The organism is Pseudomonas sp. GW822-FHT04C11, from assembly GCF_058800905.1.
This window is the reverse complement of the sequence record NZ_JBXAMS010000009.1, coordinates 147,446-169,505: the sequence shown is the minus strand read 5'-3', so window position 1 is coordinate 169,505 and position 22,060 is coordinate 147,446. Positions and strand designations below refer to the sequence as shown.

At 49.6% G+C, this 22,060-nt stretch carries 17 protein-coding genes and 4 pseudogenes; 16 read left to right on the top strand and 5 right to left on the bottom strand.

From position 1 onward, the window contains the following. Positions 1–8: 8 nt before the first annotated feature. Positions 9–833, top strand: coding sequence for an ion transporter (locus AC1RJ3_RS17015; RefSeq protein ID WP_493079560.1), 825 nt, complete (start codon positions 9–11; stop codon positions 831–833). An 89-nt stretch (positions 834–922) separates the two neighbouring features. Continuing rightward, entirely contained in the window at positions 923–1,921 is a 999-nt protein-coding gene (locus tag AC1RJ3_RS17010; protein WP_493079559.1) for a sulfate ABC transporter substrate-binding protein, read from the top strand. 62 nt (positions 1,922–1,983) lie between these two features. On the opposite strand, the gene AC1RJ3_RS17005 is transcribed toward AC1RJ3_RS17010, so the two are convergent. From AC1RJ3_RS17005 to AC1RJ3_RS16995, 3 genes are all read right to left on the bottom strand, one after another. Next, entirely contained in the window at positions 1,984–2,613 is a 630-nt protein-coding gene (locus AC1RJ3_RS17005; protein WP_493079558.1) for a DUF5666 domain-containing protein, read from the bottom strand. Positions 2,614–2,829: 216 nt separating this feature from the next. After that, positions 2,830–3,165, bottom strand: a complete 336-nt coding sequence (locus AC1RJ3_RS17000; RefSeq protein ID WP_493079557.1) for a ComEA family DNA-binding protein — start codon at positions 3,163–3,165, stop codon at positions 2,830–2,832. Positions 3,166–3,279: 114 nt separating this feature from the next. After that, complete coding sequence (locus AC1RJ3_RS16995) at positions 3,280–5,274, bottom strand: polysaccharide biosynthesis protein (RefSeq protein ID WP_493079556.1); 1,995 nt, start codon at positions 5,272–5,274, stop codon at positions 3,280–3,282. A gap of 215 nt (positions 5,275–5,489) precedes the next feature. Here AC1RJ3_RS16995 and AC1RJ3_RS16990 point away from each other — a divergent pair. Beyond that, positions 5,490–6,129 (top strand): annotated as a pseudogene (locus tag AC1RJ3_RS16990) (transposase); the annotation flags it as partial. A 74-nt stretch (positions 6,130–6,203) separates the two neighbouring features. Here the strand turns inward: AC1RJ3_RS16990 and AC1RJ3_RS16985 are convergent. Next, positions 6,204–6,431 carry a transposase gene (locus AC1RJ3_RS16985; protein WP_493079583.1) on the bottom strand — a complete coding sequence of 76 codons (228 nt, stop codon included), beginning with the start codon at positions 6,429–6,431 and terminating at the stop codon, positions 6,204–6,206. 429 nt (positions 6,432–6,860) lie between these two features. Between AC1RJ3_RS16985 and AC1RJ3_RS16980 the strand changes: the two genes are divergently transcribed. The 10 genes and pseudogenes from AC1RJ3_RS16980 (at position 6,861) to AC1RJ3_RS16935 (ending at position 19,587) form a co-directional block, all read left to right on the top strand. Further along, entirely contained in the window at positions 6,861–7,862 is a 1,002-nt protein-coding gene (locus tag AC1RJ3_RS16980) for a glycosyltransferase family 2 protein (RefSeq protein ID WP_493079555.1), read from the top strand. A 4-nt stretch (positions 7,863–7,866) separates the two neighbouring features. Next, a pseudogene (locus AC1RJ3_RS16975) lies at positions 7,867–8,884 on the top strand (dTDP-glucose 4,6-dehydratase); the annotation flags it as partial. Between the two features lie 293 nt (positions 8,885–9,177). Further along, positions 9,178–10,050, top strand: a complete 873-nt coding sequence (gene rfbA / locus AC1RJ3_RS16970) for a glucose-1-phosphate thymidylyltransferase RfbA (RefSeq protein ID WP_493079582.1) — start codon at positions 9,178–9,180, stop codon at positions 10,048–10,050. Positions 10,051–10,519: 469 nt separating this feature from the next. Then, entirely contained in the window at positions 10,520–11,338 is an 819-nt protein-coding gene (locus AC1RJ3_RS16965) for an ABC transporter permease (RefSeq protein WP_493079554.1), read from the top strand. Then, complete coding sequence (locus tag AC1RJ3_RS16960) at positions 11,328–12,650, top strand: ABC transporter ATP-binding protein (RefSeq protein WP_493079553.1); 1,323 nt, start codon at positions 11,328–11,330, stop codon at positions 12,648–12,650. Before AC1RJ3_RS16965 ends, AC1RJ3_RS16960 begins: the two co-directional genes overlap by 11 nt. Beyond that, positions 12,647–13,954: a class I SAM-dependent methyltransferase gene (locus AC1RJ3_RS16955; protein ID WP_493079552.1), complete on the top strand. Its 1,308-nt coding sequence runs from the start codon at positions 12,647–12,649 to the stop codon at positions 13,952–13,954. Before AC1RJ3_RS16960 ends, AC1RJ3_RS16955 begins: the two co-directional genes overlap by 4 nt. A 10-nt stretch (positions 13,955–13,964) precedes the next feature. Beyond that, complete coding sequence (locus tag AC1RJ3_RS16950; protein WP_493079551.1) at positions 13,965–15,254, top strand: rhamnosyltransferase WsaF family glycosyltransferase; 1,290 nt, start codon at positions 13,965–13,967, stop codon at positions 15,252–15,254. 3 nt (positions 15,255–15,257) lie between these two features. Then, positions 15,258–17,270, top strand: a complete 2,013-nt coding sequence (locus AC1RJ3_RS16945; protein ID WP_493079550.1) for a hypothetical protein — start codon at positions 15,258–15,260, stop codon at positions 17,268–17,270. A 5-nt stretch (positions 17,271–17,275) separates the two neighbouring features. After that, complete coding sequence (locus tag AC1RJ3_RS16940; RefSeq protein WP_493079549.1) at positions 17,276–18,211, top strand: NAD-dependent epimerase/dehydratase family protein; 936 nt, start codon at positions 17,276–17,278, stop codon at positions 18,209–18,211. A gap of 32 nt (positions 18,212–18,243) precedes the next feature. Continuing rightward, entirely contained in the window at positions 18,244–19,587 is a 1,344-nt protein-coding gene (locus tag AC1RJ3_RS16935) for a glycosyltransferase (protein WP_493079548.1), read from the top strand. A 98-nt stretch (positions 19,588–19,685) separates the two neighbouring features. Here AC1RJ3_RS16935 and AC1RJ3_RS16930 read toward each other — a convergent pair. After that, positions 19,686–19,843: pseudogene (locus AC1RJ3_RS16930) on the bottom strand (IS66 family transposase); the annotation flags it as partial. Positions 19,844–19,918: 75 nt separating this feature from the next. Here AC1RJ3_RS16930 and tnpB (AC1RJ3_RS16925) point away from each other — a divergent pair. The 3 genes and pseudogenes from tnpB (AC1RJ3_RS16925) to tnpC all read left to right on the top strand — a co-directional run bounded on the left by tnpB (AC1RJ3_RS16925) (position 19,919) and on the right by tnpC (position 22,032). After that, positions 19,919–20,098 carry an IS66 family insertion sequence element accessory protein TnpB gene (gene tnpB / locus AC1RJ3_RS16925; RefSeq protein ID WP_493079547.1) on the top strand — a complete coding sequence of 60 codons (180 nt, stop codon included), beginning with the start codon at positions 19,919–19,921 and terminating at the stop codon, positions 20,096–20,098. Between the two features lie 44 nt (positions 20,099–20,142). Next, entirely contained in the window at positions 20,143–20,484 is a 342-nt protein-coding gene (gene tnpB, locus AC1RJ3_RS16920; RefSeq protein WP_493079546.1) for an IS66 family insertion sequence element accessory protein TnpB, read from the top strand. A gap of 38 nt (positions 20,485–20,522) precedes the next feature. Further along, positions 20,523–22,032: pseudogene (tnpC, locus tag AC1RJ3_RS16915) on the top strand (IS66 family transposase). The last annotated feature ends 28 nt before the right edge of the window (positions 22,033–22,060 follow it).

The following is a 22,060-nucleotide window of genomic DNA, read 5'->3' as shown; positions in this document are numbered from 1 at the left end:
CGATTTGAATGGACAGCAACGACACGTGGCGTAAGCGCCTGTACGTGATGATTTTCCATACCGACACGGTGGCCGGGCGGCGCTTCGATAAAACGCTGCTGCTGATCATCCTTGCCAGTCTGGTGGTGGTGATCCTCGACAGCATCGATGACGTTCACCAGAACTTCGCCAACACCCTGGCGTACTTCGAGTGGGGCTTTACCCTGATCTTCCTGGTCGAGTACATGTTGCGCTTGTACTGCTCGCCCAGGCCGCTGCGTTACGCCTTCAGTTTTTACGGGCTGGTGGATTTGCTGGCGATTGTTCCCGGCATCCTTGCGATCTATTACAGCGATGCGCAGTACCTGCTGATCATCCGAATCATCCGTATGCTGCGGATCTTTCGCGTGCTCAAACTGCTCCCCTACCTGAAGCAGGCCCATTACCTGCTCGACGCCCTGCGTGGCAGCAAACAGAAAATCATCGTATTCCTGCTCAGCGTCTGCACGCTGGTAACGGTGTTCGGCACGCTGATGTATGTGGTCGAAGGCCCGGAGCATGGCTTTACCAGCATCCCCAAAGGGATCTATTGGGCGATCGTCACCCTGACCACCGTCGGCTACGGCGACATCGTGCCCAAGACCGCTTTGGGGCAGGTCATCTCAGCGATGGTGATGGTCACCGGTTACTCGATCATCGCCGTCCCCACCGGGATTTTTACCGCCGAACTGGCCAACGCCATGCGCGGCGAACAACTGCAACATGACTGCCCGGTGTGCCGCAAAAACCAGCACGAACACAGCGCGGCATTTTGCTCACGCTGCGGCAATGCACTGTTCAAGAAAATAGAATAAGCAAAGTACTTTTTAATCTTTAAAGGGATATGTAGCCCCAGCTATAGTCGACGGCAAATTGCCTTCATCTCGAACAAAAGGAATGTGCAGTGAAAAAGATCTTTGGCGCCTCACTTCTGGCCGCTGGCCTGACCCTCACGAGCGTGGCCCAGGCCGCACCGACCCTGCTCAACGTGTCCTATGACGTGATGCGCGATTTCTACAAGGACTACAACACCGCCTTCCAGAAACACTGGCAAGCCGAGCACAACGAAAACATCACCCTGCAGATGTCCTTCGGCGGCTCCAGCAAACAGGCCCGATCAGTGATCGATGGCCTGCCGGCTGACGTCATCACCATGAACATGGCCACCGACATCAACGCGTTGGTCGACAACGGCAAACTGGTCCCGGACAACTGGGTAACTCGCCTGCCGGACCACAGTGCGCCGTTCACTTCCGCCACCGTGTTTATCGTGCGCAAGGGCAACCCGAAAGCCCTGAAAGACTGGCCGGACCTGCTCAAGGACGGCGTGCAGGTGATCGTGCCCAACCCGAAAACCTCGGGTAATGGCCGCTACACCTATTTGTCGGCGTGGGGTTACGTGCTGAAAAACGGCGGTGACGAGAACAAGGCCAAGGCCTTCGTCGGCAAGCTGTTCAAACAAGCCCCGGTACTCGACACCGGTGGCCGCGCAGCCACCACCACCTTCATGACCAATCAGATCGGCGATGTGCTGGTGACCTTCGAGAACGAAGCGGAAATGATCGCCCGCGAGTTCGGTCGCGACCAATTCGAAGTCATCTACCCAAGCGTCTCCGCCGAGGCCGAGCCGCCGGTAAGCGTGGTCGACAAAGTTGTCGACAAGAAAGGCACCCGCGCTGCCGCCGAGGAATACCTGAAGTACCTGTGGTCCCCGGAAGGCCAGGAAATCGCCGCCGCCAACTACCTGCGTCCGCGTGACCCGGCCGTTTTGGCCAAGCACACCGACCGCTTCCCGAAAGTCGACTTCCTGTCGGTGGAGAAAACCTTCGGTGACTGGCGCACCGTGCAGAAAACCCACTTCAACGATGGTGGGGTTTTCGACCAGATTTACAGCGGGCAATAAGCGCTGGATCAGCAATGAAAAAGGCGACCTCAGTAGTCGCCTTTTTCATACCCGCCGGTAACTCACATCGGCGGTGCCACGCCATCCTTGCCAGCCGAGATCGATTGCGCCGTCAGGGTGCCATCGGCGCTTTGAGTGGCGAACAACACGACCTTGACCCCGACTTTGAGCAGGCTGCGATCAGCCGGTGTCAGGTTGACGATCGGCACGTCTTCCGGCACCAGGATGGTCTGCTGGCCACCCTTGTAATTGACGGTCAGGATTCGGCCATTGTTGACCACCAGATCGCCGACGATGCCATTGGTCATGCTGCTGCCCTTGACCAGATCGAACGGACGGTGGCCGTCGCCGGTGCCAGCCATTTCAGGTGGGAACACATGCACTTCCAGTGCCTTGAGCGTGCCATCGTCTTGCGGTATTGCCGCTGAGCCAATGTAGCTGCCGGGCTTGATGTCTTCGATATTGGCCGGGGTTACACCGCGAACCTGGGTGTCCTTGGTCAACTGGATGATCACGTTCTCGCCCGTGTTGGCATGCACCTTCAAGACCTCTTCGGATACGCCGGTGATTTCACCGCGCACGCCGATACGCATACCCGGTGCCTCCTCGGCCAGAGCAGCCGTGGCGATCAGCACGCTGCCCAGGGAAATCAGGCCAATGTTGCGTATCAGGCTACCAAACATCGTTTTCATGGGACCGGTTTCCACTGATGAGACGTTGAAAATGACTGATACCAAAGGGCTTAACCGCCCACACAAATCATAGGCGTTACGGTGCAAGATGAAAGTTTTGCGGGCAACGTCCTCTTGACCGTCTCGCAACTTCTCTAACAGCCACTGCAAGACGCAATTGGGTGCACCAACGAAAAAGGCCGGTCAATGACCGGCCTCTGGCGCTAGCGCTACGAATCAGTTCACCTCAAGCTTGTCGCGATTCTTGTCCAGAATCGCCTTGCCGATGCCCTTGACCTCCAACAACTCATCCACCGATGCAAACGGTCCATTACTCTCACGATATGCAACAATCGCCTTGGCCTTGGCCTCACCTACTCCGGCGAGTTCCCGCTGCAGTGTCGTTGCATCCGCCGTATTGAGATCGACTTTTGCAGCCTCCCCGGACGGTGCGACCTGTACGGTCAATGGCGCGCTTACAGCCTCCGTGTTTGTCGCTGGTGCAGCGATAGCGGCAATAGAGGCGCTGGTCAGCAGGGCAAAAACCAGAGAGTAGAAATAGCCTGTACGCATTAGTGACGCTCCATGACATCGATAGGAAAGAAGCAGCTTTTCCGAAGCTGCCTCCCAAACCTAGGTCATGCTGTGAGCCTGTCAAAAATGTATCGGTTACAGGGTGTGTAACAATCAGGGCTCGAGGCGGCGTTGCTGGTAGATCCAGTCGACGATTTCACCATCGGGGGTGTAGCCGCTGACGGTTTCGCGTAACAACTGACGAACCCGCGAGTAGTCATCCCGCTCGACAGCTCCGAGCAGCTCGGTCAGCCGCGCCTTGAGCACGTCCCAAGGCAGATGGTCTTCATTGGCACTCATGATCATTGGGTGCTGAGTCGCTGCGACGTTATCGCCGATCAGTAACTCTTCATAGAGCTTTTCACCCGGGCGCAAACCTGTGAACTCAATGGCAATGTCACCTTGCAGGTTCTTCTCCGAGCGAATGCTCAAACCAGACAGATGGATCATCTTTTCAGCCAGCTCGACAATCTTCACCGGCTCACCCATGTCCAGCACAAACACATCGCCGCCCTGCCCCATGGAACCAGCCTGGATCACCAGTTGCGCCGCCTCGGGAATGGTCATGAAGTAGCGCGTGATCTTCGGGTGAGTCACCGTCAACGGCCCACCCGACTTGATCTGACTATGGAACAACGGGATCACCGAACCGGAAGAGCCCAGCACATTACCAAAGCGCACCATCGTGAACCGGGTCTTGTTGACACGCGATACATTGGCCTTGTCGCCCAGCAATACCGGCGCAATCTCACGACTAAGCGCCTGCAGTGTCATTTCGGCCAAGCGCTTGGTGCTACCCATCACATTGGTCGGACGCACGGCTTTGTCGGTGGAGATCAGCACAAAGTTGGCGACACCTGATTGCAAAGCGGCTTGTGCGGTATTGAGCGTACCCATCACATTGTTCAACACGCCTTCGGCGATATTGTGCTCAACCATCGGCACATGCTTATACGCCGCTGCGTGGTAAACCGTTTCCACTTTCCAGGTTTTCATCACGTCCAGAAGCTTTTCCTGATGCCGGACAGAACCGAGGATAGGCAGCAGGCGAACAGACAGGGATTCACGACTGGCTCGTTTCTCCAACTCGGAAAGAATGCTGTAAAGATTGAACTCGCTGTGTTCAAACAGGATTAGCGTCGTAGGACCAAGAGAAAAAATCTGCCGGCAAAGCTCCGCACCGATAGAGCCGCCCGCACCGGTCACCATGACCGTTTTGCGCTTGATACAACGCTCCAGCAAATCAGGCTGAGCCGGTACCGAGTCACGCCCCAGCAAGTCGGCAATGTCGACCTCCTGGATGTCCTCGACCTTCACCCGCCCACTGGCCAGGTCAGTGAAATTCGGAACGCTACGGATGTGAAGCGGAAAGCCTTCCAGAAGATTCAGAATTTCCCTACGTCGTGCTCGCGTGGATGACGGCAGCGCCAGAAGAATTTCCTGCGCGCCGGTGACATCGATCATCTGCCGAATATGCTTGGGCTTGTAGACCTGCAGGCCTGAAATAGAGCGATCCGCGATACTCGCGTCGTCATCGATGAAGGCCACAGGACGCATTACCCGCCCCATACGAAGCGCCGCGACGAGCTGGTTGCCAGCAACACCCGCGCCGTAGATGGCGACCTTGGTCAAACCATCATCACGACTGGTGAACGGCACGTGCTGAGCGGCGGTGAACCAGTCACCCATGAAGTATTGACGCATGCACAGGCGTAAGCCGCCGATGATGACCAGGCTGAGCCACCAGTAGTTGAAGATGATGGAGCGCGGAACCACAGTTTGGTGATTGCTGTACCAATAGACAACGACTGCCAGGATCAGTGACGAGAGGCTTACGGCCTTGACGATGGCTATGAGGGCGTCGTTGCCGAAGTAGCGCATGACGGCACGGTACATGCCGAAGCGGATGAACAGGGGAATAGCAACAACCGGAGCACAGAGAAACAGCCAGAGGTGAACCTTCAGAGGATTGATCATCTCGTCGATCCCCAGGCGGACGATAAATGCCAGCCACAATGCGACCCAAACGAGAACGACGTCCGTCAGAACTTGAATCAATCGCTTCTGGCGTCGTGGCAAACCCAGCAAGAACCCGCGCAGCCTATCCATCTTCCCCCGTACCAATCTGGCCTACTCCCTTGGTTGAACCGGCGAAATACATTGTACTTACGTAAGGAGCATCATCACAGAGAAAATGCTGTACCTGATAATGCGTGGAGAAGCGTCCCGGAGTATGGGTCGTACCCTAGAGTGCTGTTCTAAAAATAGTTTTTCTCAGATCCTTGCTATACTACTCCGACCATTCATTGCTCGAGGGACCGCAAGTGAGCGCCCAAGAGATTATCCTCAGCCCAGAAGAACAGACCGAACTGAGCCGCTGAGTACCGTTCAGCCACCATTAGCTAGCGCGACGGCCGTCGCTCCCGGATGATCTTGCTGGCAGCCCAAGGATGTTCGAGGATAGAGATAGCACACTTGACCGGTTTCTCACTCCCCATGGTCACCTGCCTGAAATCTCGGCCACCAGCGTGCATGAACTCTGGACCGCCAATGACCTGAAAACGCGCTTGACCCGCACCATCAATCTGTCCAATGCTTGGCATTTCGAAGAGTAGTTTGGGGATGTGATCGGACTGCATCTCAGCCCGCCAGACAGAGCGTTGATGTTCTGCTGCAATGAGAAAAGCCAGGTCAAGCCCAGGAGCGCAAGCGGCCTAGTCTCTGCCTCAGGGAATCAGGCATATCCGTGCGCAATCGCATGACTATAATCAGCTTCAGCACTGCCATCTTGTTCACTGCGCTGGACGATCCGCAAGGACGCTTGATCAGTTGCATCGAACGTCAACACCGGCATAGGAGTGGCTGGTTTTTCTCAAAAAGATCAATCGCGAAACGCCCAAGCATCTTCAGTTGCATCTGATCTTGGACAATTACGCCAGGCACAAACACCCGAAAGTGAAGGCCTAGCCAGCTTCACTAACCGCCCCCCCCTGACAACAAGAGTGAGTGCGCAATCCACTTTCGTGAGCAGGCGATCTCTACGGTCTCTTTGAGGATCGCCTTTCCCCGGTTTTTTTGCCCAGCATCCGTTGCGGTTCACGGATCTGTTTGAACGTGTCGCTCAACTCGGACGCGGGTACAACGGCTGCGCCGGCACTGGCCGCCGAAAAGCTGCCGCTCTGGTAAAACTTGCGCCAGAGGAACAGTTGGTTGGCATTGATGCTGTTGCGCCTGGCGACCACGGACACACTCTGTCGGGGCTCCAGACTCTAGCGAACCATGGCCAGCCTTTGCCCGGCGCTCCAGCGGCGATGCCGCTCCTCGCCGAGAAGTTCTACATTCTTATCTTCGCCATTAGTCATAAACACTGTCATTTGCCTATCCCTTATGGTGAGAAAGGAGGATGGTGTCCTGTCTTTCATGGGGCTCATTCATCCTATCGGCAGCGACGACTTCAGAAGCATTATAGATGTCATCCACGCTACGCCTTCAAACCTGCCTATCGACGTTAACCTGCCACGCTCGCCGTTGGCTGGGCTACTTTTTGTCAAGAAAAAAAAAAAGGGTTATGGTATTTTAGGAGAAGATTAGGAGCGCGTCGGCTCCTTGACAGGTTTTCTCGCGCTGACGGATATTTCCCGGGCTCAACCCAGCTCAGCAGAATTCCGCATGGCCAACACGCAGGAAAAGGTCTTGTGACTCGCCTCATTAAAATCCCCTTCATTATTGATCACAAGGGTGCTCTGCCGTGTTCCGGCCTTCCACCGGAGACAAGCGTGGCGAATGTAGCGATACTTATGTGCACGTACAACGGTGAACGCTTTCTTCACGAACAACTCAACTCATTTTCACTCCAAACGCATAACAATTGGAAGCTGGTAGTTTCTGACGACGGATCGCAGGATAGAACATTGCAGCTTTTACAAGCATACAGTAATAGCTGGGGGGCTGAACGTCTCAGGATAGTGAATGGCCCAAAACGAGGCTACGCTGCCAACTTTCTCTCCCTTACTTGCCGCCCAGATATACAAGCAGATTTTTACGCTTGGTCCGATCAGGATGATATCTGGTGCGAGGACAAACTTCAGATCGCGCTAACCTGGTTACAAACGATTCCCAAAGCGACTCCTGCGCTTTACTGTGGTAGGACTAAGCTGATAAGTGAATCGGGCGCACCAGTCGGACACTCCGTAAACTTCCGCCTTCCGCCGCACTTCACTAATGCGCTAGTACAAAACATTTGTGGCGGCAACACCATAGTCTTTAACCAAGCAGCGCGCAACCTTCTGCAAGAGGCGGGGGACGCTTTGATTGTGCCATCTCATGATTGGTGGGCATATCAACTAATTTCCGGAGCCGACGGAATAATCCACTATGATCCTATCCCCAAAGTTCTATATCGCCAACACGAAGAGAACCTCATTGGCAGCCGATCCAATTGGAAGGCTAGCCTTAGCCGTTTAAGATCAGCATTGCAAGGGCGGAATTACAATTGGACAGATCAAAATATCCACGCACTCGAAACAATGCACCTTCAGCTTCGCCCAGACCATCAAGCCACTCTGACTCAATTCAAAATAGCCCGAAACAAAAAGCTCCTGGGTAGAGCAGTAGGCATGCTCAGGGCGGGTATACATAAGCAAACATTCCTTGGTAACCTCGGACTTACTTTAGCCACTTTACTTAATAAAATATGACATATTGACTATTTTTGTAACCAGTGGCGCCGGACTTACTGATACAAGCTTCGCTCTAGCCTGGTTGACTCAAGGTGATGAAACCATAGTAAATCTCGACAAGTTTACCTATACAGGAAACTTGGATACGCTCAGCTGCCTCGCGAACGATGATCGACATATTTTTGTACATGGTGAAATAGCAGACACCACATGGGCTAAGCGTCTGTTAGAAGAGCATCAGCCACGGGCCGTCCTGAATTTTTCCGCCGAACCGCATGTCGACCGCTCCATTTATGACTTGGAAGACTTTATCGAGACCAATATCGTCAAAACAGCGCAGGCATATTGGAGGACTCTAGAGACTGAAGCGCAGCAAACGCCCCGCTTTCCTCATATGTCAACCGACGAAATCTATGGCTCACGGCGCAAAGACAAACCTGCGTTTAGCAAAGAACACAAATACGAGCGCAGCAGCCCATATTCGGCGAGCAAGGCGGCTAGCGATCACTTGGCGCGCGCCTACCATCACACCTACGACTTGCCAGCACCTGCCACTAATTGCTCTAATAACTACGACACTTATTACCTTTCTGAAAAACTCATCACACTGATGATCGCTAACGCCTTGGCGGGTAAGACAAAGTCGGTGTACGGTGACAGTCAACAAATCCGTGCTGGCTATACGCCAAGGATCACCGCAGCGCCATTCGTCGAGTGCTTGAGCCTGGCCAGCTTGGCGAAACCTATAATGCAGTGATTGGAACGAGAAACCCAATCTGGATACAATGAGCACCGTGTGCACCTGCGCATTGATGGAAAACCTTACCAGCAGCAGATAGCCTACGCTACCGATCACTCAGGTCACGATCACCGCTACGCCATTGATACCCGCAAACTTGAGCGAGTGGCGGGCTGGAAACGCTCGATACAGGAGTCCGTAAACGGTGCAATGGCACTTGGAAAATCAGAGCTGGGTCAGCAATACTCAATCGAGCAGCTATCGAGATTGGATTGAAAAGAATTACGCAGGACGTACCGCGCGACAATCGCTCCGCTCGGTAAAGATGCCACAGGCGGGCCGGACCCCATACTACAGCGCTGCAACGTCGCGACGAATTTAATTTCATCCGCCTTACCCTCTGGCAGGCCAAAGAGACGTTAGTAGACTTCAGGTAACTCGAAAAGATTGAGATCACTTCTACCGCGATCTATCCAGCCGGAACGAGATGTACGCCCAACACAAAAACATGCAAAAGATCTTTCCTCTGAGACTCCCTAGCTGGCAAGTCGGCACGACACGGATGCTCAGGAGATTTTTGGAGAAAGATTCATGATAAAGTGCAAGGGTATTATTCTCGCAGATGGCTCGGGAATTCACCTGTATCCAGCGACTCTGGCCATTTCCAAACAACTGCTGCCGATCTATGACAAAACGATGATCTATTACCCACTGACGACCCTGATGGTGGCGGGAATTCGGGACATTCTGATCATATCAACGCCTGAAGACACCCCGCGACTTGAGAAACTGCTGGGTGACAGCGCGCACTGGGGTATCCACCTGTCATATGCGGCACAAGCCTCACCCGACAGACTGGCGCGAGCATTTCTGATCGCCGAGGGCTTCATCGGAAACGACCTTTGCACGCTGGTGCTGGGCGACAACATCTATCACTTCCAGGTGCTTCAGGAAAGTGCAATTCAGCGAACTCAAAGCGCTAGCGTGTTCGCCTATCATGTTCGTGACCCAGAGCGTTACGGTATCGTCGAGTTCAATGTGCAAGGGAAAGCAATCAGCCTCGAAGAGAAACCCATCCACCCGAAAATCGACTACGCCGTTACCGGTTTGTATTTTTACGATCAGCAAGTCGTGGAGATCGCCAAAAATGTCAAACCATCACCTTGTGTCGAGCTAGAAATCACCGACGTCGACCGCATCAATTTGCAGCAGAAAACCCTATCAGTGGAGATCATGGGCCTCGGCTACGATTGGCCTGACACAGGGACTCACGAATCCCTACTGAAAGCCAGTCAGCTCATCGCCACTCTGGAGAATCGCCAGGGACTCGAAGTGGCTTGCCAGGAAGAAATTGCCTTCCGGCAAAAATGGATTAATGCCGAGCAGCTTGAGGCACTCACAGCACCTCTACTGAAAAACGGCTGTGGTCAGCACCTCAAACAGACTCAGGTGGAGACGGTCTACTGATGATTGCTACGTACCTGACTTCTCCTGTAGTAACTATGCTCGAGCCTGAAGCGCTCAACAACGGACGCAGGGGGAAATTTCGAGATTTGAATCGACGCCCCCCCCTCAGGCGGTGGTTATCCTCTGCGCGAACATTGGGCAAAAAAGCCATTTCTGACCAGCCAAACGGCAGCAATCCGTGCCGGTACGCACAACGCAGTCGAAGGTTCCCGTAAAAAGACCATAACCAACGATAAGCAGATCTCCAACCCCCAAAACAAACTCGAAGCCTTTACTCATAGAGTGGTATCAATACCTTATACTGACGGGCATTTTACATAACCAAGAATCCAATGCGAAAAAAACATGAACGCGGCCCGCGGTGCAGCGACCTGATATCGGACATTAATTGGCCACTAACTGGCCAACCAACCCATGCAGCAAAAAATGCTGCTGCCCCGTGCCTTAAGCACCCAGAGGTGTTTGACTGATGCAAAAATTTTCAGCCAGCCCCCGTGAGCTGGTCGCCAGCTTGTGGCGAAACCGTAGCTTGATAAATGCCTCTATTAGGCGTGAAGTCGTGGGCCGATACCGGGGCTCTTTCATGGGGATCCTTTGGTCATTCTTTAATCCGCTATTCATGCTTACGGTGTATACCTTTGTGTTCAGCGTTATTTTCAAGGCGCGCTGGGGCGTAGGTAGCGACTCAAAAACCGAATTCGCATTAATATTATTTGCAGGTCTGATGGTGTTCAGCTTGTTTTCAGAATGCATAAACCGCGCTCCAGGACTAATCCTTGGCAACCCAAATTATGTAAAAAAAGTACTATTCCCCCTCGAAATTTTGCCATGGGTTAACCTAGGCTCTGCGCTGTTCCATTTTTCCATTAGTCTTATCGTCTGGCTTATTGCTTATTTATGTTTCTTCGGCGTGCCAAACATCACAACACTTTACCTACCTTTAGTCCTGCTACCACTTGTATTTTTTATAATGGGAATCACCTGGTCACTGGCATCTCTGGGAGTATACCTACGTGACGTTTCACAGTTCATCGGAATCATTACAGCGACGCTAATGTTTCTTTCCCCAATATTTTATCCCGTCACGGCTATCCCCGAACAGTATCGGCCTCTGCTTTACATGAATCCACTAACCCCCGTGATCGAAAGCGCTCGAGAAGTTCTATTTTGGAATAGAGCACCAAACTTAGAAATACTGGGAATATACATAGTAGCCAGCATGTTTATTGCGTGGTTCGGATTTATCTGGTTCCAAAAGACACGCAAGGGTTTTGCTGATGTACTCTAACAATATCGCAATCCAAGTAGATAAACTTTGCAAACAATATGAAGTTTATGAGCGCCCTCATGACCGCTTGAAACAATTCATACTGCCACGAGTTCAGCGAATTATAGGGATGCCCTCTAGTCAGTACTATAAGCCTTTCACAGCTCTTCAAGATGTGTCATTTAAAATAGAAAAGGGAGATACCGTCGGAATCATCGGCCGTAATGGCAGCGGCAAATCCACACTGTTGCAAATGATCTGCGGAACACTAAACCCTACAAGCGGTGATATACAGACCAACGGACGTATTGCAGCACTGTTGGAACTTGGCTCTGGTTTCAATCCAGAGTTCACAGGCAGAGAAAACGTTTACCTCAATGCCGCAGTTCTTGGCCTAGGAAAGAGCGAAGTAGACTTACACTTTGATGACATTGCCAAATTTGCTGATATCGCCCAATTCATGGACCAGCCTATTAAAACCTACTCTAGCGGTATGGTGGTACGGCTTGCATTCGCCGTCCAGGCTCATTTAAACCCAGATATTTTAATCGTCGATGAAGCTCTTGCCGTTGGAGATATTTTCTTCCAACAAAAATGTATACGATACATGCGGGAAAAACTGAGCTCCTGCACCAAGCTTCTAGTCACCCATGACATGCAGGCAATCTATAATTTTTGCTCCCGCGTAATAGTGCTGAACAAAGGGCAGGTTATATTTAATGGCGATGTCAAAACCGGCATCGAAACTTATTTAAAAATAAATCACAGCAACACAGAAGAAAACGCTCACAACAACGCATTTAACAATGCAACGCTAGAAAAAAAGAAACGGACGGATATCGGAGCAGCAAAAAAAGCCATTTCACCAGACGCCATGGGCGGCAAACAAAGCATTAAATTCGAGAGTTTTACTGCGGTTATAAATGGAGTTAATATAACCTCCGATAGCACGACCGTTTTCCCTGGTGACGAAATTGAAATACACATGGATATTGTCGCCATTGAACCGATTCACGAAGTAATTGTTGGTTACTTAATAGTAGATCGCAACGGAATGCACGTATGCGGGGATAACTCGCTTTCTCTTGATCTTGGATTTTCTGTCACATCGACAGGAAAGACAAGTGGGTCGATCTATTTTAAATGGCCTGCGATTACAAATGGAACATACACATTAACATTAGGACTAGGACAGGGTGCAGACCCGCTCAATCATATAGTCGAGTGTTGGGCCCATAGTATTTTTGCATTTGAGAGTATTTCGCACACCCCGATTCATGGTGTATTCACTAACAAACTGACCGACTTTAAATTTTACGGGGCAGACAGATGAAAAACCTTTGTAACTTATGTGGAAGTGGTGACCTCCACTACACCGAGTCTTTTTTTGATTCGAATGATATAGATATTAAGTTCTCAATCTGCCCCTGCTGTCAGTCATTCATTCCAGAGTACAAAGTTGAGTCATCCTCTGAGATAGGTGCTATTTCACAGCAAGTAAAATTTCACGAAGACTGGTGGAATGAAAGTAGCAAAGAAGAACTTGAAAATGTGCTGATAAACGTTAAAAGCCTTGTCAAGGCTCTACAAAAGCACTTGGGACCAGTTACTGCAGAAAATTTAATCTTAGAATTAGGCTCCGGCAGAGGCAGTTTACTACGTGCACTGCTTGATGCGGGTTACAGCGCGTATGCTTGTGAACCAGCGTCGAAACTTGTTGCGTTGGGGCGCGAATACTATGATTTACAAGAAACCAATCTCTATGAAATTCCCGGCAATGAATTCCTTGACAACATAGTACCCACACTACCCGGAAAAGCACATGCGTTTATACTTTGGCATGTCCTTGAACATCTAGAAAGCCCTATGCAATTGCTGCATAAACTGTACGGTATTTTGAATGATGAAGGGTGTGTAATCCTCCAGCTACCGATGTTCTATCAACAATATATCTATCCCGAACATTATTTCTTCCCATCCCATGCAACGATTACCTACATGGCAACAGAAGTGGGCTTTCAAGTTGAAGCAGTTGACTATGATTTGAACAATTTTTTTGTCACCGCCTGCTTTAGAAAGAGTTCATCACTGGTTCAGAGGGAAAAGCATCCGCTTTTTGACAAGCTGACTAATATATCACCTATATCCCAGGCTATTTTTCTACGGGATGAAGTTATTCGTGAACGTGACAAGGCGGTCTCAGTCCAAACAGATATTATTAATAATAAAGTTGACGGCATGAATGTAATGGAGCGGCTTATCCGAGAGCGAGACAAGACCATCTCCGCCCAAACAGATATTATTAATGATAAAGTTAACGGCATGAATGCAATGGAGTTGCTTATCCGAGAGCGAGACAAGGCTATCTCCGCCCAAACGGGTATTATTAATGACAAAGTTAACGGCATGAATGCAATGGAACTGCTTATCCGAGAACGAGACAAGACCATCTCTGCCCAGACTGATATTATCGATACTAAAACATCCGTTATAGACAATCGCGATCAAACCATCTCTGATCAAGCATCCAGCATTAATGATATGAAAAAACTGATCAATGAAACCAATAAGGAGTTGAGCAAATATAAAAGCTCGCTAGCGTTTAGAGTTGCAAAATTAATTCGTTTGATTAAGTGAGTAGGCATCAATGAAACAATTCGCGATAATTTCCCCGGCTCCGATCAGAGGTTCTGGTGGTGTGGCAAGGATTTTCAACTTTGCCGATGCGCTTGCCCGCGCGAAATTCAAATGTGACGTCTATGTTTTTGATGCCGGCTCTAAGTCAAAGGAACAATTAAAAAAAGAAGCCCTGGAATATTACGGCGCAGAAGGATTTAGTATTTTCTGTGGTAGCCACCTTGAAGGTGCCTACGATTACGTCATGGCCACTCGCTGGGATACCGCAAAGCTTGTTAGAGATGCCAACGCGAAAAATAAACTGTACTTGGTACAGGATTTCGAAGCCTGCTTTAGCCCAGTAGGTGATGGAACTATTTTTGCTGAAAACTCCTACTTGTATGGCTTACAAGCAATTACCTACGGCAAGTGGTTGGCAACTAAGTTAAATAGACAGTATGGAAATATACCTTACCATCTGGATTTCTCATCTGACTTGAATAATTTTTTTGTAAAAAAAGCATTCAAGGACAGACGGAAGACTCCGCCTTCTGTTTGCTTCATCTACCAGCATGACAAACCACGACGCTGCCCTCAACTGGGCATCGAAGCATTAGGTATCGTCAAAGGAATGAGACCCGATGTTGAAATTTATCTTGTTGGTTCCGATCAAAGTCCTCCGCTGTGGTTCGAATATACGAATGCTGGGTTACTAAACCTGGAAGGTTTGAATGACCTTTATAACAAGTGCCACGTTGGCTTGTGCCTAAGCTCCAGCAACCCCTCGTGCAACCCGTTCGATATGATGGCGGCGGGTTTGCCGTCTGTGGAGCTTTATAGAGATAACAACTTATATGACCTTCCTGAAGGCGGCGTTCTTTTAGCCCATCAGACTCCGGAATCTATAGCAGAAGCAATTCTATACCTGCTGTCTAATTACGAAATTTTGCAAAGGATGTCTGAATACGGCATCCAATTTATGAAAAATCGCGGAGCGGCGCAGGAAGTAGAAACCTTCCTGTCTATTGTTAACGAGGTAGACTCCGATGACAGTAACGACAGAGTTTTCAACGGTAAAAGCCTAGAGAAATACTCTCTCCCTGCGGTTGTCGCATCCGCATGCAAAGGGCCAGCTGTTGAGGCGCATATTCAGGAGCAGTTCAATTCCTTCCAGGACTGTACGAATACGCCAAATGACTTAACTGTACGAGTTAGTTCGCATGACATCGTAAGAAGTCTAAGCTCGTCTCAACCAATTGCTCCCGTTAAAAATAAAGTTCTAGTTTTGGCGAAAAAAATCCTTCGCCGCCTGGGTGTTTAACACATGCAAAATATAAAGTTAGTTACCGTTGATGTTTGGGATACTCTAGTTCGCAGGGTATGTCACCCGGACGCTGTAAAAGTTCATACATGCCGTTTTTTACTGTTAAATAATTACAGCCAAATTAAAGATGAGTTTAAATGCATCACGGCCCTTCTCAACGCTAGGCGCGCAGCAGAGGCTCGCGTCGGGGAAGCCCAAAAGATTGCTGGTTTTGATGACGAGTATCAACTTCGTGAAGTTTATACTCATTGGTTAATGCAAGTGCTCGTATCCAGCAGCAATCTAGAGACTGTGGAGAAAGAGCTATATAACACCGAGCTAACACAAGAGTACCTGGTTTCATACCAGGATCCGAGCATCAACAACACGCTTAATCAGTATCCTAACGCCAAGAAAGTTTTCGTGTCTGACTTCTATATGGGGGCGAGTGAATTAAAGAGCATACTCAGCAAAGTAGGCTTCGACAAACAGATATCCGATGGGTATAGCTCATGTGATATCCATTTAAATAAAAGAAGCGGGCGTATCTTTCCTCATGTGTTAGATCGCGAGCAGGTAGAAGCCAAACATGCTGTTCATATAGGGGATAATGCTCACTCAGATGTGTATGCACCAAAGCAATTAGGGATAAAAACCATTCACTATCTTCCGAAAGAACAGCATGCGTTAAGACTAGAGCGAGAAAAACTATTTGACAGCCAAGAAATAATAATCAGAGACTCTCTGAAAGATCTAGCGAAGGACTCGCCTTTACTTAATGATTCTCAGCGCACAAAAGACCTTTATGCCTGCGGTATTAAAAGCTCTCCGTTACTGGTTGGGTTTATGCTTTATGTTATGGAGCAGTCAATAAAACACAGGTATCCAAAAATTTTCTTTTTCACCCGAGAAGGTGAATTTTTCAAGAAGATTTACGATGCTTTAGCTGCTCAGGATCCATTTGGAATACAACCTCCAGAAGCGGTACTCCTCGACGTAAGCCGTGTGGCCACCTTCTCTGCATCTCTGTCCGATATATCTTTAGATTCACTAATGCGAATCTGGACTCTCTACAGCACCCAGTCAATACAGGCACTATTTCGTAGCTTGGGTATTAATATAGATAATTTCTCCGAGACTATCAGCTCATACGGAATATCCTTATCTGAAGACATCCGTTATCCATGGTTGGATGAGCGCATCAAATCTCTGTTCAAGGACGAAGGCTTTATCGCATCTCTCGGTGCAGAAGTAGGGATAAAGAAAAATAATTTGCTGGGGTATTTGACAACAAAAAACTTCCCAACAAATGGAAAGGCTGCAATTGTCGACATTGGTTGGAGAGGTACTATTCAAGATAATCTTTCTCACCTGCTTCCCCACGTTACTCTGGATGGTTATTATCTAGGCCTAGATAAATTTCTTAACGCCCAACCAGACAATGTAAGAAAATTCTCTTTTGGGCCTAATCAAAATGAAGCTTCACAACCCCACTCAGCCATTTTTTCAAAGGTTGCACCAATTGAAATGCTCTGCAATTCGCCGAGTGGGAGTGTAACTAGCTATACCGATATTAACGGGCAGTACGTCGCCGATAAATTAATCCAGAAGTCAGAAAACTCCATCTATTACGAATCGGTTACATTTTTTCAACAAGGGGTTATCCACGCAGCTGAGAAAATAAGTAAAACCGTTCGCCTACATGCAGTATCATCTGACTCTTTAAAAGAGATGGCTGTTTCTTGCTGGATGGACATCGTTAATACTCCTCCACCAGTAATTGCAGAAACATACTTCAAACTAAACCATAATGAAAGCTTTGGCCTAGGTCGATTTGACGACAAGAGTTCAGTGATTCCCTCCTCAGTATGGACTAAAGCTTTCTTCTCAATTGGCGGTTTGAAACGCCTTATTAGAGAGCTAGAGCACACGGGATGGCCAGAGGGGTATCTGTCTCAGCGCGGTCTTCTGTGGGTCTGGACAGTTATTGGTTCAACACGACAGTTAAAAAACAAGCTAACTCGGAGGTTTTAATTTTCATGAAAATCACTGTTTTTGGTGGCGGCGGCTTTATAGGATCCACTATCGTAGATCGACTTTTGGTGGATGGACACGAAATCAAGGTCTTCGAGCGACCACGAGTGGCACCATACCGAAACTTCTTAACTAATGAGAAAGTCGACTGGGTTACTGGTGATTTACTTAGCAAGGCCGATGTTGGCTCTGCAGTTGAGGGTGCTGATGTAGTTTTGCATCTTGTTTCTACGACACTGCCAAAAAGCTCTAATGACGACCCTATTTACGATGTACAGACTAATTTGGTAGCGAGCCTTCAAATGCTAGACGCTATGGTCGCACATCAAGTCAAGAGAGTAGTGTTTATTTCCTCGGGCGGGACTGTATATGGCAGCCCTAATTACATTCCTATCGATGAACTTCACCCAACGAACCCTGAGGTTTCTTATGGTATTACTAAGCTAGCTATAGAAAAATATATGCTTATGTACGGTAATCTTCGTGAAATCAAACCCATAATTCTTCGTGTAGCCAATCCTTACGGTGAACGGCAGCGAGTTGAAACCGCTCAGGGTGCGGTCGGTGTTTTTATTAATAGAATATTGAAAAATCTACCTATTGATATTTGGGGAGATGGTAGCGTCCAACGGGACTTTCTGCATGTAAGTGATGTTGCTGAGGCTTTTGCAAAAGCAGTTACCTACTCTGGGAAAAAATGCATTTTCAACATCAGTTCTGGAACAGGCACTAGCCTAAATGAATTGGTTAAATTGATTGGTGATGCGTACGGAAAAACACCTATCATTTCCTACACTCCCGGGCGGCACTTCGATGTTCCAGTAAGTATTCTCAGCAATGAATTAGCAAAGAAAGAACTCGACTGGGCTCCGCAAGTTACGATTAAAGAAGGGGTTACCAGAACCCTTAAATGGATGGAGCAGGAACTGGCTAAGCCATAACTGTGTCACTTTAATTTTCCGCGGAATTCGGAATGAAAATCTTACTAACCACGCATCAGTTTTTTCCCGACTTCGCGGCCGGCACTGAAGTACTTACCTATTCCGTTGCAAAAGAATTGATCATCCGAGGTTACGAAGTACGGGTCATGACAGGCCACCCCGGAAAGGCCGAACTTTCTATACGAGATCGATTCGACGAATATAACTACGAAGGGATTCACGTTTATCGATTCCATCACTCTTATGCCCCCCTGATAGAGGGGAGAAAATCAAGGATAGAATTTGACTATGACAATCACTTTGCCGCAGATTTTTTCAGTGACGTGCTAAAAACATTCAAGCCAGATATTGTTCACTTCTTTCACTTAAGTCGCTTAGGAACCGGCTTGATTACGACAGCATCAAAATTTGGTATTCCGGCCTTTCTTACACCAACTGATTTCTGGACTATTTGCCCAAAGGCTCGAATGAGTTACGCCGATGGTACGGAGTGCTCTGGTCCAAGTCCTGATGCAGGAAACTGTGCAATGCATCTGGCCGCTCAACCTTTTGGCATGTTGGCTGAAAGCCTTGTAGCGCACCTACCATTGAGCATAGGGGACTTTTTGGTCCGAAGAGCGCGCATTAAACTCCTGTCAAAGATCCCCAACATCAATGAAGTAAGAGCACTCAGCAGAAGGTTGCCAATCAATATTGACCGACTGAATCTTTTAAAAAAACTAGTTGTGCCCAATCGCACACTTGAAAGTCTATTACTTCGCTATGGGGTTAATCCCGAAAAAGTAATTCGTTCTGCATATGGAGTAGATTTTGATGAGTCTATAACGCCGCGTACTAGGGTAAAACCACGCAGCCCACTACGAATCGGCTTCATTGGCACACTGGCACCACACAAAGGCTGCCATGTTCTTCTAAAAGCATTTCAACGATTGAAAAAAGGGTCCGCCATCTTAAAAATCTATGGTGCAGAGTCTGACTTCCCCAAATATTCAAGTGAGTTGCGGCACAATTCGAAGAATGATGCGCATGTAGAGTTTTGCGGAACATTCCCCAATAAACTTATTGCTCAAGTGCTGAGTGATTTGGATGTATTGATAGTTCCTTCAATCTGGACCGAAAATAATCCACTGGTGGTTTACTCCGCTCAAGCAGCTGGCTGCCCTGTAGTGGCATCTGATGTACCCGGAATAGCCGAGACTATTCGTCATGGTATTGATGGTCTACTTTTCGAGCGCGGGAGCATGGACGCACTCTATGAAAACCTTCTGAAGTTGACGGAAGATCCGCTTATTCTGGAAAAGCTTTCAAAAAACTCAATAAGACCCAAGTCGGTAGTCACCTATGTTGATGAGCTACTCGATATTTGGCAGTCATGATTAACTGTGATGCCTTACGCGATATCGATAAACCTCTCATAAACCCACATGCCAAACGATGGGCTTAATGGTCACCGTGGCATCTCTGGCGAGCAATCCTATGGCAGTAAGGCTTCGAAGCTCTCAATCGAAGCCACCAGCGACAAGCGCTCCAGTACGTGGTACAGCCATATATATAGATCCTGACCGTCGCGCCCTTGGGCGAGTCTCTGAACAACCAGTTCTTGCGAACAATGACAAAGAGTTCGTAACTTCTCCATAAACCCCACATTCAAAGTCCAGGCCTGATGTCCGATACTGCGCTCCCGAATTCCTTCTGGAGCCCATCGCCATGATGCGACCCGACACTAAAGTCGAAAAAGTCTATCTCTACCCAAAACCAGTGGACTTCCGAAAATCCATCAACGGTCTCGCCGCACTGGTCGAACTGGGCATCAAGGTTGCGGTGTTTGACCCCGTGCTTTTCGTTTGTAAACGCTCCATAAACCCCACATTCAAAGTCACCACCTGATCCCCGATGTTGTGCGCCCGATTCCTTTCCGGAGCCAGCACCTCATGATGCGTCCCGACGCAAAAGTCGAGAAAGTCTGTCTCTACCCAAAGCCCGTCGACTTCCGAAAATCCATCGATGGCCTCGCGGCGGCGGTCGAACTAGACATCAAGGTCGCGGTGTTTGATCCGGTGCTTTTCGTGTTCCTCAACAAGCCTCGAAACCGAGTAAAGATTTTGTATTGGGAGCGCAACGGCTTCCGCCTTTGGCTAAAACGGCTGGAGTCTGAGCGCTTCAAAACGTCGCCGGATTGTTCGGATGAAGCCATCGTGCTGACGGTTCAAGAGCTCAACTGGTTACTGGACGGTTTTGATTTGTGGCGCAAAACCGTCCGCATCAAGTTTTGACGCCTCGATTCGTCACCTGATTCGGTATAATCCAGGGCATGATTTCCATGCCCAAAGACCTTCCTGACGATCCGGTTTTGCTCAAGCAACTGCTTGCGCAGATGTTGAGTGAGCGCGAGTCGGACAAGGGTAAAATCGTTCATCTCGAAGAAGAAAACGCGCTGTTGCGTCAGCGCCTTTTCGGGCTCAAGTCAGAGCGAACAGCCGATCCCGCGACCCCGCAAATGGCCTTGTTCAACGAAGCTGAAAGCGTGGCCGAGTCCGTCGACGAAACGGTGGAAGAAGAAGTCGTAGCTCCGACCAAGCGGAGGGGCAAACGCAAGCCTCTACCCGCCGATCTTCCGCGTATCGAAGTCATTCACGAACTGCCCGATCACGAGCTAACCTGCGCCAGCGCCTGCGGTTGCCGTAAACACAGCATTGGCGAGGAAATCAGCGAGCAGCTCGAGATCGTGCCGATGCAAATCCGCGTGATCAAACATGTCCGTAGATCTACAGTTGCCGCGATTGCGAAACCGCACCGGTTACAGCAGACAAGCCAGCGCAACTGATTGAGAAGAGCATGGCCTGCCCCAGCGTGTTGGCGATGCTCCTGACGACCAAATACGTCGATGGCCTGCCACTGCACCGCTTCGAAAAAGTACTCGGTCGCCACGGCGTCGATATTCCACGCCAGACCTTGGCGCGCTGGGTTATCCAGTGCAGCGAACACCTGCAACCCTTGCTCAACTTGATGCGAGATCGACTGCTGGAAAGTCGTGTAATCCACTGCGACGAAACGCGTGTCCAGGTGATGAAAGAGCCTGATCGAGAGCCGACTAGCCAATCCTGGATGTGGGTACAAACCGACGGGCCGCCGGATCAACCCGTTATCCTTTTTGACTACTCGACCAGCCGGGCGCAGGAGGTTCCGTCGCTCCTGCTCGAAGGTTATCGCGGCTACCTGATGACCGACGATTATGCTGGTTACAACGCCTTGGCCGCGCAGTCCGGTGTCGAACGCTTAGGCTGTTGGGCACATGCACGACGCAAGTTTGTCGGGGCGCAAAAGGAGCAGCCTAAAGGTAAAACCGGGCGTGCCGATATCGCCCTGAATTTGATCAATAAGCTGTACGGTATCGAGCGAGATTTAAACGAAGTCGGCGATGAACATCGCCATGAAAGCCGACAGCAAAACAGCCTGCCGGTGTTGGCGCAGTTGCAAACATGGCTGGAGAAAACCCAGCAAAAGTGACGGCGCAAAATGCACTGGGCAAAGCCATCAGCTACCTGGCCAGCAACTGGATCAAGTTGGTGCGCTACACCGAAGCCGTTTTTTTACCGATCGACAACAACACGGCGGAGCGTGCGATAAAGCCGTTTGTAATCGGGCGTAAGGTATGGCTGTTCAGCGATACGCTCAAGGGTGCCACGGCCAGTGCGCAGATCTATAGCCTGGTCGAGACTGCCAAGGCCAACGGCCAGGAGCCCTATACGTGGTTGCGCCACGTACTGGAGCGGTTACCGCACGCCTCGTCGGCCAAAGACTATGAGGCCTTGCTGCCGTGAAACTGCTCGCCAGAGATGCCACGGTAAA

What these genes read in the sequence shown, in the direction of transcription:
- AC1RJ3_RS17015 (WP_493079560.1), top strand. Translation starts at nt 9, where the DNA reads ATGGACAGCAACGACACGTGGCGTAAGCGCCTGTACGTGATGATTTTC.
- AC1RJ3_RS17005 (WP_493079558.1), bottom strand. Translation starts at nt 2,613, where the DNA reads ATGAAAACGATGTTTGGTAGCCTGATACGCAACATTGGCCTGATTTCC.
- AC1RJ3_RS17000 (WP_493079557.1), bottom strand. Translation starts at nt 3,165, where the DNA reads ATGCGTACAGGCTATTTCTACTCTCTGGTTTTTGCCCTGCTGACCAGC.
- AC1RJ3_RS16995 (WP_493079556.1), bottom strand. Translation starts at nt 5,274, where the DNA reads ATGGATAGGCTGCGCGGGTTCTTGCTGGGTTTGCCACGACGCCAGAAG.
- AC1RJ3_RS16965 (WP_493079554.1), top strand. Translation starts at nt 10,520, where the DNA reads ATGCAAAAATTTTCAGCCAGCCCCCGTGAGCTGGTCGCCAGCTTGTGG.
- AC1RJ3_RS16960 (WP_493079553.1), top strand. Translation starts at nt 11,328, where the DNA reads ATGTACTCTAACAATATCGCAATCCAAGTAGATAAACTTTGCAAACAA.
- AC1RJ3_RS16955 (WP_493079552.1), top strand. Translation starts at nt 12,647, where the DNA reads ATGAAAAACCTTTGTAACTTATGTGGAAGTGGTGACCTCCACTACACC.
- AC1RJ3_RS16950 (WP_493079551.1), top strand. Translation starts at nt 13,965, where the DNA reads ATGAAACAATTCGCGATAATTTCCCCGGCTCCGATCAGAGGTTCTGGT.
- AC1RJ3_RS16945 (WP_493079550.1), top strand. Translation starts at nt 15,258, where the DNA reads ATGCAAAATATAAAGTTAGTTACCGTTGATGTTTGGGATACTCTAGTT.
- AC1RJ3_RS16940 (WP_493079549.1), top strand. Translation starts at nt 17,276, where the DNA reads ATGAAAATCACTGTTTTTGGTGGCGGCGGCTTTATAGGATCCACTATC.
- AC1RJ3_RS16935 (WP_493079548.1), top strand. Translation starts at nt 18,244, where the DNA reads ATGAAAATCTTACTAACCACGCATCAGTTTTTTCCCGACTTCGCGGCC.
- tnpB (WP_493079547.1), top strand. Translation starts at nt 19,919, where the DNA reads ATGATGCGACCCGACACTAAAGTCGAAAAAGTCTATCTCTACCCAAAA.
- tnpB (WP_493079546.1), top strand. Translation starts at nt 20,143, where the DNA reads ATGATGCGTCCCGACGCAAAAGTCGAGAAAGTCTGTCTCTACCCAAAG.